This window comes from Sphingomonas sp. (assembly GCF_017744835.1).
Classification (GTDB): domain Bacteria; phylum Pseudomonadota; class Alphaproteobacteria; order Sphingomonadales; family Sphingomonadaceae; genus Sphingomonas.
In genome coordinates, this window is the sequence record NZ_JAGIAM010000001.1 from 398,811 (window position 1) to 410,480 (window position 11,670).

The window sequence follows — 11,670 nt, forward strand, 5'->3', positions numbered from 1 at the left end:
ATTCGTATCCTCCCCCTACCGCTTCTTTGCCTTCTTCTTCGGCGCCCTGAGCCCCGCCGCGATCCCCAGCGCCGCCCATTCGCGCATCGCCTCGGCGTCGTCGTACACGTCGGCAGGCGCGCGGCGGTAGTTCATCGTGTCGGTCATGCCGGTCGCGAAGGTGACAGTGAAGCGCTCGGCACCCGCCTCGTCCCAGGTCGCATTGCTCTCGGCATCGGCCTTGAACCACAGCTCGCCGCCATGCTCGATCGCGAAGATCGTGCCGTCGCAGTAGAGCGTCGCGCCGCCCATCATCCGGCGCATCGTCACGCTGCCGATCGGCTCCAGCGCTTCCTGCACCCAGGCGACCAGCCCTTCGTCGACTGCCATCAGCCGTTCCCCACCAGCCTCAATCCTGCGACGCACGCGACCAGCGCGAAGATCAGCCCGATCCGCAATGCGTTCACCGGCTCGCCGAACCATATCATGCCGACGATCACCGTGCCCAGCGCGCCGATCCCGCCCCAGATCGCATAGGCGGTGCCCATCGGGATGGTCCGCGCCGCGACTTCGAGCAGCCCCATCGACAGCGACACCGATGCGAGGAAGCCGATCGTCCACGGCAGGTTGCGGAAGCCGTCGACGAAGCGCAGGCACGTCGTGAACCCCACTTCGAAGCACCCGCCCAGGATCAGCAGCAGCCACGCCATCAGCCGCGCCCCGCCAGCCTGACGAGCGCGTCGCCGGTGACGCGCTGGACGGTCCATTCGTCCATCGGCGCCGCGCCCATCGCGCGGTAGAAGTCGATCGCCGGCTGGTTCCAGTCGAGCACTGCCCATTCGAAGCGCCCGCAGCCGCGGTCGAGCGCGAGGCCCGCGATGTGGCGGAGCAGCGCCTTGCCCGCCCCGCCGCCGCGTGCCTCGGGCGTCACGTACAGGTCTTCGAGATAGATGCCGGGCTTGCCCGTCCAGGTCGAGAAATTGTGGAAGAACAGCGCGAAGCCCACCGCCTCTCCGTCCTTCTCCGCGATCACTGCCTCGGCGAAGCGGCGCTCGAACAGCGCGTCGTGGAGCATCGCCTCGGTCGCGACCACGGCGTCGGGCTCGCGCTCGTACTCGGCGAGCTCGCGCACCAGCCGCAGGATCAGCGGCACGTCGGCAGGGGTGGAGGGTCGGATGTTCGTCGTCATGTCAGTGCGGCCTCGATTTCGGGTGCGGCGCCGGCGGCCCGCCCGCGCACGGCGAGCAGGCATCCGGCAACGATCAGGAAGGTGCCCGCAAGCGTAGCGAGCGTCAGCGTCTCGCCGAAGAACCACCAGCCCATCAGCGATGCCCAGATGAAGGCGGTATATTCGACGGTGAGCAGCACCTGCGCCTCGGCGCGGGCATAGGCCCAGGAGAGCAGCAGCAGCGACACGATCGCCAGCCCCGCGGCGCCGCCGATCGCGGGCCAGTGGTCCGCCGCGGGCACCACCAGCAGCAGCGGCGCCAGCGGGCAGAAGATCGCGAGCACGAAGACATTCTGGAACGCCGCGATCTCGAGCGGCTTGGCCAGCTGCGCCTGGTGCCGCGCGATTACCAGGTTGACCGCGTAGAAGACCGCTGAGAGCAGCACCGCGCCCATGCCGAGCAACGCACCCGGTGCGTGCGTCCCCTCCAGCCGGCCGAGCAGGATCACGCCGACTCCGCCCAGCCCGAGCAGCGACCCCATCACCGAACGCGCGCCGATCCGCTCCTTGAGGAACACCCCCGCCAGCCCCAGCGCGATCAGCGGCGCGATGAAGGAGAGCGCGATCGCCTCGGCCAGCGGCACCTTGGTGATCCCCCAGAAGAAGGCGATCGCCATCACTGCAACCACGGCGCTGCGCGCGAGATGCACCTTGACCACCGACGCGGGCGGAAAGGCGGGTCGCGAAACCAGATAGAGCGGCACCGCGATCGCCGTGCCCGCTGCCAGCCGCCAGAACAGCGCGCTATAGGCCCCGATCGCGAGGCCGAGACCCTTCATCAGCGCGTCCATCACCGCATAGAGCGCGATGCCCATGCAGGCTGTGGCGAAGGCGAGGGAAACGGAGCGGCTCATCGGTCGCGCCCCGGTAGCGCGACGATGGCGGAAAGACGAGAGGGGCTATTCGGCCGCCACTGCCGCCGCCGCGCCCGTCGCGTCGATCTCCGCCGCCTTGGCCTCGACCAGCCGCACGATGTGCTCGATCATGTCGGCGTCCTGCACATGGTGGTCGGTGACGCCCGAGAGATAGACCATGTGCTTGCCGTTGCCGCCGCCGGTGATGCCGATGTCGGTCTCGCGCGCCTCGCCCGGGCCATTGACCACGCAGCCGAGCACCGAGAGGCTCATCGGCGTGCGGATGTGCTGGAGCCGCTCCTCGAGCGCCTGCACCGTGCGGATCACGTCGAAGCCCTGCCGCGCGCAGCTCGGGCACGAGACGACGCGCACGCCGCGGTTGCGGATGCCCAGCGCCTTCAGAATCTCGAACCCGACGCGCACTTCCTCCTCGGGCTCGGCCGAGAGGCTGACGCGGATCGTGTCGCCGATCCCGAACCACAGCAGCGAGCCGATGCCGATCGCGCTCTTCACCGTGCCGCCGACGAAGCCGCCGGCCTCGGTGATGCCGAGATGCAGCGGGCAGTCCACCGCGTCGGCAAGCTGCTGGTACGCCGCGACCGCGAGGAACACGTCGCTCGCCTTCACCGCCACCTTGAACTGGTGGAAGTCGCGGTCCTGCAGCAGCTTGATGTGATCGAGCGCGCTCTCGACCAACGCCTCGGGGCAGGGTTCGCCGTACTTCTCGAGCAGGTCCTTCTCGAGGCTGCCGGCATTCACGCCGATGCGGATCGCGCAGCCGTTCGCCTTGGCGGCGTTGACCACTTCGTTGACGCGCTCGGCCGAGCCGATGTTGCCCGGATTGATCCGCAGGCACGCCGCGCCCGCATCCGCCGCCTCAAGCGCGCGCTTGTAGTGGAAATGGATGTCGGCGACGATCGGCACCCGCGCCGCGCGCACGATCTGGCGGAGCGCCGCCGTGCTCTCCACATCGGGGCAGGAGACGCGGATGATGTCGGCGCCGGCGTCCTCGCAGCGGCGGATCTGGTCGATCGTCGCCGCGACGTCGGAAGTCGCGGTGTTGGTCATCGTCTGAACGGTGACGGGCGCATCGCCGCCAACGGGGACATTGCCCACCATGATCTGGCGGCTCGGACGACGCGCGATATCGCGCCACGGACGTACGGACATGCCCCGCTTTATAGGGATTTCGGCCCCGCGCGCCAAGGCACGCTATCCCAGCCGCCCGCGATAGCGTCGGCTGCCGCGCAGCGTCGCGCCGCTTTCGAGCGTGACGGTGAAGTCGCCGCTCTTGTCGGTCTCGATGCTGCGCACCGCGGCGCGGCGGACGATCCGCCCGCGATGGATGCGCACGAAGCCCGGTCCCAGCCGCTCCGCCAGCGCCGCGAGCGTCGTGCGGTGGAGCAGCGTCCGCCCGCTCCACACGATCTCGACATAATTGCCCGCCGCCGACGCCGATTCGATCCGATCGGCGGGAACATGGTGGGTGACGCTGCCGTCGGCGACCAGCAGCACGTCGCTCTCCGCGGCTGCGGCCGGCACCGCCTCGCGCCGCGCGAGCCACCATTGCGCAAAGCCCATGAAGGCGGCGAGCATCAGATAGGCGGTGACGTCCTTGCGATATTCGTAGACGAAGCGATCGAGCACCCCGCCATAATCGTAGCGCTGGCCCCATAGCGCATAGACGGCGATGCGGATCGCGATCATGCCCGAGACGTGGATCGCCGAGAGCGGCACCGTCGCCGCGGCATGCGCGAGCAGCGCCCAGCGCCAGTCGAGCCGCGGAGGACGCACCCGCGCCACCATCCAGCCGATCGCCGGGAGCAGCAGCACCCACATGGCGACGCTGCTCAGCTCCCACAGCCAGACATGCGCCAGGCTCTCGGTCACCCCGCTGCGCGCCAGGTCGGCGCGCGAGCTTTCGACATTGGCGAAGGACTGGATCGCGACGAATCCGACGAACACCAGCGCGAGCAGCGCCAGCTTGCGGCGGCGCTCGCCGCTCGTCCCGCCTCGCCCGCCGCTCGTCCCTGCCGCGTTCTCGTCCATCCCTGCCGCCCCGCCGCTCCACCCTTGTCGATACCGGGCGATCGGCCCGCCCGCTAGCCGTTCGACGTCACCACGGGAGTTCGATCGATGGAACGGCATTACGGCATGGACTGGCTCAGGATCGGCGCCTTCGCGCTGCTGATCCTCTATCACATCGGCATGGTCTTCGTGCCCTGGGGCTATCATGTGAAGACCGCCCACCCCGCCGACTGGGTGGCGATCCCGATGCTGCTCCCCAATGCCTGGCGGCTGATGCTGCTGTTCCTCGTCTCGGGCTTCGCGAGTCGGATGCTGCTCGCCCGCTCGGCTGGCGTGCGGCGCTTCCTCGCCAATCGCAGCACCCGGCTGCTCGTGCCGCTGCTCTTCGGCATGGCAGTGATCGTCCCGCCCCAGGCCTGGGTCGAGCTCGTCGGCCAGCACGGCTATGCGCGGGGCTATCTATGGTTCTGGACCCAGGACTATTTCCGCTTCGGCACGCTCGACGGAATCCTGCTGCCGTCCTGGAACCATCTGTGGTTCGTCGCCTATCTCTGGGTCTACACGCTCGCGCTGGCCAGCCTCGCGACGCTGCGGCTCGATCTCCAGCGCGGCTTCGACCGGCTGTTCGGCGGCACGGGCGCGCTGTGGCTGCCGCTCGCCTGGCTGCTCGTCTTCCAGGTCCTGCTCTTCCGCCGCGGCCCGGAGACGCACGACCTGGTCGGCGACGGCGTCGCGCATCTTGCCTATTTCCCCGCCTTCCTGTTCGGCTTCGCGCTGGCTGGATCGCGTGTGACGATGGCGGCCTTCGCCCGGCTGTGGAAGCCCGCCGCGTTGCTCGCAGTCGCCGGCTATGCCGTGGTCGCCGCGGTCGAGGCGCGCTGGCCGGGCAATGCCGTGCCCCCGCCCACCGTGCGCACGGCCTTTGCCGTGGCGCGCGAAGTGCAGACCTGGACCAGCATCGCCGCGCTGCTCGGCATCGCCGAGCGCTGGTGGAACCGCGACCATCCGCTGCGCGCTATGCTCACCGAGGCGATCTTCCCCTTCTACATCGCCCACCAAACGATCATCGTCGTGGTCGGCGGCGCATTGCTTCCGCTCCACCTCCACCCCTCAGCCGAGTTCGCGATCCTGCTCGTCGCGACCGTCGCGGGCTGCTGGGCCTTCTACTTCGGAGGCCGCGCCATTCCCTGGCTCCGCCCGCTGATCGGGCTGCGGCCGCTGGCGAACCGCCCGGCATCTGCTACCAAGGGCACACCAGTCCCCGGAGTGCCTTGATGCGCCTCTTGCCCCTGTTGTTCGGAGTATTGCTGATGCCGCTTTCCGCCCATGCCCAGGAAGCGGCGCAGCGCCCCAAATGGACCCTCGTGATCCACGGCGGCGCCGGCATCATCGAGAAGAGCCGCGTCACCCCCGAGCAGGAGGCGGGGGTGCGCGCAGGGCTGGAGGCCGCGCTCGAGGCGGGCTCCAAGGTGCTGGCCGCCGGGGGCGATTCGCTCGACGCCGTCCAGGCCGCGATCCAGGTGCTCGAGGACGATCCCCACTTCAATGCCGGCCGCGGCGCGGTCTTCACCTGGGAGGGGAAGAACGAGCTCGATTCGGCGATCATGGACGGCCGCACACGCGCCGCCGGCGCCGTCGCCGGCATCACCACTACGCGCCACCCCGTCGCAGCCGCGCGCGCGGTGATGGAGAAGAGCCCGCACGTCATGCTCGCCGGCGCGGGCGCCGATCAGTTCGCGCGCGAGCAGGGTCTCGAGCAAGTCGACAACAGCTGGTTCGGCACGCCCGAGCGCCGCCGCCAGCTCGACAAGATGAAGGCCAATTCCAAGCTCGGCTGGTTCGACGTCGACTTGAAATACGGCACCGTCGGCGCAGTCGCGCTCGACGAGAAGGGCCATGTCGCCGCCGCCACCTCCACTGGCGGGCTCACCGGCAAGCGCTGGGGCCGGATCGGCGATTCGCCGATCATCGGCGCGGGCACCTATGCCGACGACCGCGCCTGCGCCGTCTCCGCCACTGGCTCGGGCGAATATTTCATCCGCGAGGGCGTCGCGCACGAGATCTGCGCCCGCGTCCGCTTCAAGGGGGAGACCCTCAAGGCCGCCGCCGACACGGTGATGGCCGAGACCCAAGCGCTTGGCGGCACCGGCGGGGTGATCGTCACCGGCCCCACCGGCGAGATGGCGTGGAGCTTCAACACCCCCGGCATGTATCGCGCCCGCGCCTCCTCGTCGGGCGAGCGGCTGGTGGCCTTCTACGGCGAAGACCACCCCTAGACCCGCCGCTCCCCCGCCGGGGGAGGCGTCACACCAGCGCGTTCGCCGCGATCAGCGACTTGTACCACTTGGCGCTGAGCTTGGGCGTGCGCTTCTGGGTGGCGAAGTCGACATAATGGACGCCGAAGCGCTTGCCGTAGCCGTCGGCCCATTCGAAATTGTCGAGCAGGCTCCACAGGAAATATCCCTTGGCCGGATAGCCCTCGGCCACGGCGCGGTGGAGGTTGGCGATGTAGTTGCGCAGGTACATGGTGCGATCGGTGTCCCACACTTCGCCGTCGACAAGCGTGTCGTCCGCCGAGCAGCCATTCTCCGAGATGTAGATCGCCTTGGGCTTCCACAGGTCGCTGGTGTGGCGGATCGCCCAGTACATCACTTCGGGACCGACATAGAGCCAGGGCGAGGCCATGCGCGGCGCCGAGGTCGGGTGCGGCAGCACCTTGTACCCCTTGGCCGAGCCGTCGGCGGCGGCATAGGCGGGGGCGTAGACGTTGAGCGCGACGAAATCGACCGGGCTGCCGATGATCGCCATGTCGCCCGGCTGCACCTTGGGCGCATTGGCGCCCTCGGCCTGCAGATAGGCGTCGATGTACTTGCCCTCCATCGCCGCGCCCAGGAACATGGCATTGGCCTCGCGCGTCGCCTTGGCGGCGGCTGCGATATGCTCGGGGGTCTCGACCACGGGAACGAAGAAGGTCGGGTTCTCGGCGAGCCCGACCTGGGCGCCACGGCCCGCCTTGGCGCGGATCGCCTGGACGCCGAGCCCGTGCGCGAGCACGCCGTGGTGGCGGACCTGGTTGACTCGATCGGGCGGCAGCTTGAGGCCCGGCGCGTGGACGCCGACCTGGTGGCCGAGGTCGGTGAAGCAGCGGATCTCGTTGGTGGTCATGAACTGGTGGACGCGGTCGCCCAGCTGCGCGGCCATATAGCCGGCATAGTCGGCGAAGGCATAGGCGGTGTCGCGGTTCTCCCAGCCGCCGGGCAGCGCGCTCGGCAGGTCCCAGTGGAACATAGTGATATAGGGCTCGATCCCGTTCTCGAGCAGATTGTCGACCACGCGCTTGTAGTGGTCGACGCCCTTCTGGTTGGGCTTGCCGCGCCCTTCGGGAAAGATGCGCGACCAGGCGAGCGACATGCGATAGGTGCCGACGCCCATGTCCTTGAGCAGCCGCGTGTCCTCGGCATAGCGGCGATAGCTGTCGGTCGCGACGTCGCCGGTGTCGCCGTTCGCGACCTTGCCCGGCGTGTGCGAGAAGACGTCCCAATTGGTCTTGCCGCGCCCGTCGACGTCGACCGATCCCTCGATCTGGTAGGAGGCAGTGGCGCAGCCCCATTTGAAGTCCCTGGGGAAGGCGCGCGCGGCGGGCGTGCCGGCTGCTCCCTGGGCGGTGGCCGCCACCGCGGCGCGCGGCGCTTCGAAGCCGGTCAGCAGCGCGGCGGCGCCGAACGCCTTGCCAAGGTCACGACGCGAGAAATCGGGCATCAGTCTCTCCCCTTATGTTTGTGACAACGTTAGCAGCTTCGCCGCGCCGATCGAGTCCCCAAAGCGCGGGTGGCGCGCCGCGCGATAATCGCCTAGCGGAGCACACCCCTCGATCCCGCGGATGCGCTGCTTGGCCGACTTGACCCAAATCCTTCTCGCCGCGGCCGCGGGCACGATCGGCGGCGCGATGAATGCGCTCGCCGGCGGCGGCACTTTCGCGACGCTGCCCGCGCTGATCGGGCTCGGGCTCCCCGCCAACGCCGCCAATGCGACCTCCAACGTCGCGCTGCTCCCCGGCGCGGGCGCGAGCGCCTGGGAATTCCGCGACGAGCTGGCGCCGATCGGCGGCGTCGACGTGCGGCTGCTCGCGGCGATCACCTTTGCCGGCGGGCTGGTGGGCAGCACGCTGCTGGTGATGACGCCGACCAAGGCGTTCGACCTGATCATCCCCTGGCTGCTGCTGTTCGCGCTGGTGGTGATGCTGTTCGGCAAGACCGCGTCGGACTGGCTCCATGCGCGGGTGACGATCGGCCGGCGGACCTTGTTCGCGGCGCAGACGCTGCTGGGCGTCTATGGCGGCTATTTCGGCGGCGGCGTCGGACTGATCACCACCGCCGTCTATGGGCTGCTCGCCGGCGCGAGCCCGCGCTCGCTCTTCTCGATCCGCACGCTGATGCTGGCGACTGCCAATTTCGCCGCCGCCTTCGTCTTCATCACCACCGGGCTGGTCGAGTGGTCGGCGTGCCTGCCGATGCTGGTCGGCGCGCTGCTCGGCGGCTGGCTGGGCGCCAAGCTGGGCAAGCGCCTCTCCCCCGGCCTGGTGCGCGGCTGGACGCTGCTCGTCACGGCGACGACGACGATCGTCTTCTTCGTGCGCGCCTATCATTGATTTGCTAGATGGGGCGGCATGGAGCGCCCGACGGTCTACCGCCACCGGCTGATCACTCGCATCTGGCACTGGGCGACTGCGCTCGCGGTGCTGGTGCTGATCCCGAGCGGGCTGATGATCTTCAACGCGCACCCGCGGCTCTATTGGGGGCATTTTGGCGCGAACTTCGATCCCGCCTGGCTCGAGCTGCCGCGCTTCCCGGGCTGGGCGACGCTGCCGAGCTACTACAGCCTGTCGGGCGCGCGGCACTGGCACCTGGCCTTCGCGCTGGTGCTGATCCTGGGCGTGCCGTTCTATCTGCTGTGGACGCTGGTCGGCGGGCATTGGCGCGACCTGCGCGTCCGCCGCGCCGAGCTGCGGCCCGCCGCGCTCTGGACCGACTTCCGCGCGCATCTCGCGCTGCGCTTCCACGATCCCGAGGACCCGCGCGCCTACAACAGCTTCCAGAAGGCGAGCTATGCAGGCGTGGTGTTCGTGCTGCTGCCGCTGCTCGTGCTGAGCGGGCTCGCGCTGGCGCCCGGCATGTGGCCCTGGCTGGCGGACCTGTTCGGCGGGCGCCAGTCGGCCCGCTCGGTCCATTTCATCGCGATGGCGCTGCTGACTGTGTTCGTCGTGGCGCACCTGACGCTGGTGATCCTGGCCGGCCCGGCCAACGAGCTGCGGTCGATGGTCACCGGCCGCTGGCGCGCGCCCGAGGACCGTTCGTGATCACCCGGCGCGGCCTGATCCTCGGCGGCGCGAGCCTGCTCGCGGGGTGCGATTCGCTCACCGACAGCCCGGGGCTGATGCGCGCCGAGGATGCGCACCGCTTCCTCCAGCGTTCGGTCACCGGCCGCGCGGCGCTGGCACGCGAGTTCCGCACCGACCAGCGCAGCCCCTTGTTCCGCGTCAACGGCACCGGCAACCCCGACACGCCCGAATACAACGCGCTCGCCGCCAATCGCTTCGCCGACTGGCGGCTGGTGGTCGACGGACTCGTCGCGCGCCCGCTCCGCCTCAGCCTGGCGCAGCTCCGCTCGATGCCCCAGCGCGCACAGGTCACGCGCCACGACTGCGTCGAGGGGTGGAGCGCGATCGGCAAATGGCAGGGCCCGCGGCTCGAGACGCTGCTCGACCTCGCCGGCATCCGGGACGACGCGCGCTACATCGTCTTCCACTGCGCCGACCGGTTCGGCACCACGCCCTATTATGAGTCGATCGACCTGATCGACGCCTTCCACCCCCAGACCATCCTCGCCTGGGCGATGAACGACGCGCCGCTTTCGGTCGGCCACGGCGCACCGGTGCGCCTCAGGGTCGAGCGGCAGCTCGGCTACAAGCACGCCAAATATGTGATGCGGGTGGAGGCCGTCGCCTCGCTCGCGAGCGTCGGCGGCGGGCGCGGCGGCTATTGGGAGGATTCGAACGGCTACGAATGGTACGCGGGGATCTAGGGCGCGCTGACACAAGCCAGATGCATTTTTCCGCATTGCGGTAGATCGTTACGGGCCTAAATTGGCACGGGGCTCCGGGGGGTGTTCTGGGAGAGGCGGCCTAATGGCATTGATCGACCGTTTTCTCGACCGGGCCGTGAAGCGCGGCCCGCTGACCGTTATCGACAAGGACGGCCGCAGCCGCAGCTTCGGCGCGCCCGATCCTGCGCTCAAGCCCGTGACGATCCGTCTCAAGCCGGGCGCGGGCGCTGCCATCGTGCGCGATCCCAGCCTCGGCGCGGCCGAGAGCTACATGGACGGCAAGCTCGAGATCGAACAGGGCGACATCTTCGACCTGCTCAACCTGGTGACCGCCAACAATCGCTGGGAAGAGAGCGACAGCGCGCTCAACCCCACGCCGCTGCGCCGCGCGATCGAAGCGGTCACGCACCGGATCGGCCGCTACAACATGGCGCGGCGATCGAAGCGCAACGTCGCGCACCACTATGATCTCTCCGACCGGCTCTACGACCTCTTCCTCGATGCCGACCGGCAGTACAGCTGCGCCTATTACACCGATCCGGCGAACAGCCTCGAGCAGGCGCAGGCCGACAAGAAGGCACACATCGCCGCCAAGCTGGCGCTCGAGCCGGGGATGCGCGTGCTCGACATCGGCTGCGGCTGGGGCGGCATGGCGCTCTATCTCCATGCCAAGACCGGTGCCGAAGTGCTGGGCATCACCTTGTCCGAGGAGCAGCTCAAGGTCGCGCGGCGGCGTGCCGACGAGGCGGGCGTGGCAGACAAGGTGCGCTTCGAGCTGATCGACTATCGCGCGATGACCGGGCAGTTCGACCGGATCGTCTCAGTCGGCATGTTCGAGCATGTCGGGCCCGCCTTCTACCCGACCTTCTTCCGCAAATGCCGCGAGCTGCTGACCGAGGACGGCGTGATGCTGCTCCACACGATCGGCCGCGCGGGCGGGCCGGGCGTCACCGACAAGTTCACGATGAAGTACATCTTCCCCGGCGGCTATATCCCGGCGCTGTCGGAGATCGTCCGCGGGTACGAGGGGCTGCGCATGTTCCCCACCGACGTGGAGGTGCTGCGGCTGCATTACGGCTATACGCTCAAGGCCTGGTACGACCGCACCGTCGCCGCGCACGACGAGATCGTGAAGCTCTACGACGAGCGCTTCTTCCGCATGTGGACCTATTATCTGGCGGGATCGTGCGTGAGCTTCCTGAACGGCGGGCTGGTCAACTACCAGCTCCAGCTCTCGCGCTCGCGCGACAAGCTGCCGATCACGCGCGACTATATGCTGGAAGGCGAGCGCGCGCTGCGGGGTGAGGCGGAGGCACCGGCGCTGCTCTGGGCGTGAAGCGGTCCGGCACTGGCCTATTCCCGATCGTCACCCCGGCCTTGTGCCGGGGGCCACGTATCGTCACCGGATGCCCTCTCGCTTCTTGTCCATGACTCGTTTCCCGGTGGACCCCGGCACAAGGCCGGGGTGACGAGGGAGTT

Annotated in this window: 13 protein-coding genes; 6 read left to right on the forward strand and 7 right to left on the reverse strand. The window is 69.1% G+C overall.

Going from position 1 to position 11,670, the window contains the following annotated elements; all coding sequences use genetic code 11:
* Window positions 1-15 precede the first annotated feature (15 nt).
* Genes J7500_RS01815 through J7500_RS01840 form a run of 6 tightly spaced genes read right to left on the reverse strand, consistent with a single transcriptional unit; the run spans window position 16 to window position 4,110 of the window.
* Entirely contained in the window at window positions 16-369 is a 354-nt protein-coding gene (locus tag J7500_RS01815) for a TfoX/Sxy family protein (protein ID WP_294059490.1), read from the reverse strand.
* The gene (locus J7500_RS01820; protein WP_294059493.1) at window positions 369-689 is read right to left on the reverse strand and encodes a multidrug efflux SMR transporter; all 321 of its coding nucleotides are present in this window, start codon (window positions 687-689) and stop codon (window positions 369-371) included. Before J7500_RS01820 ends, J7500_RS01815 begins: the two co-directional genes overlap by 1 nt.
* Entirely contained in the window at window positions 689-1,168 is a 480-nt protein-coding gene (locus J7500_RS01825; RefSeq protein ID WP_294059495.1) for a GNAT family N-acetyltransferase, read from the reverse strand. The genes J7500_RS01820 and J7500_RS01825 overlap by 1 nt, the downstream gene beginning before the upstream one ends.
* Window positions 1,165-2,061, reverse strand: a complete 897-nt coding sequence (locus J7500_RS01830) for a DMT family transporter (RefSeq protein ID WP_294059497.1) — start codon at window positions 2,059-2,061, stop codon at window positions 1,165-1,167. The genes J7500_RS01825 and J7500_RS01830 overlap by 4 nt, the downstream gene beginning before the upstream one ends.
* Before the next feature lie 45 nt (window positions 2,062-2,106).
* Entirely contained in the window at window positions 2,107-3,231 is a 1,125-nt protein-coding gene (gene ispG / locus J7500_RS01835; protein WP_294059498.1) for a flavodoxin-dependent (E)-4-hydroxy-3-methylbut-2-enyl-diphosphate synthase, read from the reverse strand.
* Between the two features lie 42 nt (window positions 3,232-3,273).
* A complete protein-coding gene (locus tag J7500_RS01840; protein WP_294059500.1) occupies window positions 3,274-4,110 on the reverse strand; it encodes a LytTR family DNA-binding domain-containing protein in 837 nt (278 codons plus the stop codon).
* A gap of 87 nt (window positions 4,111-4,197) precedes the next feature.
* On the opposite strand from J7500_RS01840, the gene J7500_RS01845 reads away from it, so the two are divergent.
* Together J7500_RS01845 and J7500_RS01850 are read left to right on the forward strand one after the other, a co-directional pair.
* Window positions 4,198-5,364 carry an acyltransferase family protein gene (locus J7500_RS01845; protein ID WP_294059502.1) on the forward strand — a complete coding sequence of 389 codons (1,167 nt, stop codon included), beginning with the start codon at window positions 4,198-4,200 and terminating at the stop codon, window positions 5,362-5,364.
* A 35-nt stretch (window positions 5,365-5,399) separates the two neighbouring features.
* On the forward strand, window positions 5,400-6,365 hold the full coding sequence (locus tag J7500_RS01850; protein ID WP_294060656.1) for an isoaspartyl peptidase/L-asparaginase family protein: 966 nt from the start codon (window positions 5,400-5,402) through the stop codon (window positions 6,363-6,365).
* A gap of 28 nt (window positions 6,366-6,393) precedes the next feature.
* Here the strand turns inward: J7500_RS01850 and J7500_RS01855 are convergent, their stop codons facing one another.
* A complete protein-coding gene (locus tag J7500_RS01855) occupies window positions 6,394-7,848 on the reverse strand; it encodes a GH1 family beta-glucosidase (protein WP_294059505.1) in 1,455 nt (484 codons plus the stop codon).
* Window positions 7,849-7,978: 130 nt separating this feature from the next.
* On the opposite strand from J7500_RS01855, the gene J7500_RS01860 reads away from it, so the two are divergent.
* The 4 genes from J7500_RS01860 (at window position 7,979) to J7500_RS01875 (ending at window position 11,527) form a co-directional block, all read left to right on the forward strand.
* Window positions 7,979-8,737: a sulfite exporter TauE/SafE family protein gene (locus J7500_RS01860; protein ID WP_294059507.1), complete on the forward strand. Its 759-nt coding sequence runs from the start codon at window positions 7,979-7,981 to the stop codon at window positions 8,735-8,737.
* Between the two features lie 18 nt (window positions 8,738-8,755).
* Window positions 8,756-9,445 carry a cytochrome b/b6 domain-containing protein gene (locus tag J7500_RS01865; RefSeq protein WP_294059510.1) on the forward strand — a complete coding sequence of 230 codons (690 nt, stop codon included), beginning with the start codon at window positions 8,756-8,758 and terminating at the stop codon, window positions 9,443-9,445.
* Entirely contained in the window at window positions 9,442-10,170 is a 729-nt protein-coding gene (locus tag J7500_RS01870) for a molybdopterin-binding protein (RefSeq protein ID WP_294059511.1), read from the forward strand. The genes J7500_RS01865 and J7500_RS01870 overlap by 4 nt, the downstream gene beginning before the upstream one ends.
* A 103-nt stretch (window positions 10,171-10,273) precedes the next feature.
* On the forward strand, window positions 10,274-11,527 hold the full coding sequence (locus J7500_RS01875) for a cyclopropane-fatty-acyl-phospholipid synthase family protein (protein ID WP_294059513.1): 1,254 nt from the start codon (window positions 10,274-10,276) through the stop codon (window positions 11,525-11,527).
* Window positions 11,528-11,670: the final 143 nt, after the last annotated feature.

Coding starts and splice junctions, on each gene's coding strand:
- J7500_RS01865 (WP_294059510.1), top strand. CDS start 8,756: ATGGAGCGCCCGACGGTCTACCGCCACCGGCTGATCACTCGCATCTGG.
- J7500_RS01815 (WP_294059490.1), bottom strand. CDS start 369: ATGGCAGTCGACGAAGGGCTGGTCGCCTGGGTGCAGGAAGCGCTGGAG.
- J7500_RS01840 (WP_294059500.1), bottom strand. CDS start 4,110: ATGGACGAGAACGCGGCAGGGACGAGCGGCGGGCGAGGCGGGACGAGC.
- J7500_RS01855 (WP_294059505.1), bottom strand. CDS start 7,848: ATGCCCGATTTCTCGCGTCGTGACCTTGGCAAGGCGTTCGGCGCCGCC.
- J7500_RS01850 (WP_294060656.1), top strand. CDS start 5,400: ATGCCGCTTTCCGCCCATGCCCAGGAAGCGGCGCAGCGCCCCAAATGG.
- J7500_RS01825 (WP_294059495.1), bottom strand. CDS start 1,168: ATGACGACGAACATCCGACCCTCCACCCCTGCCGACGTGCCGCTGATC.
- J7500_RS01820 (WP_294059493.1), bottom strand. CDS start 689: ATGGCGTGGCTGCTGCTGATCCTGGGCGGGTGCTTCGAAGTGGGGTTC.
- ispG (WP_294059498.1), bottom strand. CDS start 3,231: ATGTCCGTACGTCCGTGGCGCGATATCGCGCGTCGTCCGAGCCGCCAG.
- J7500_RS01845 (WP_294059502.1), top strand. CDS start 4,198: ATGGAACGGCATTACGGCATGGACTGGCTCAGGATCGGCGCCTTCGCG.
- J7500_RS01875 (WP_294059513.1), top strand. CDS start 10,274: ATGGCATTGATCGACCGTTTTCTCGACCGGGCCGTGAAGCGCGGCCCG.
- J7500_RS01830 (WP_294059497.1), bottom strand. CDS start 2,061: ATGAGCCGCTCCGTTTCCCTCGCCTTCGCCACAGCCTGCATGGGCATC.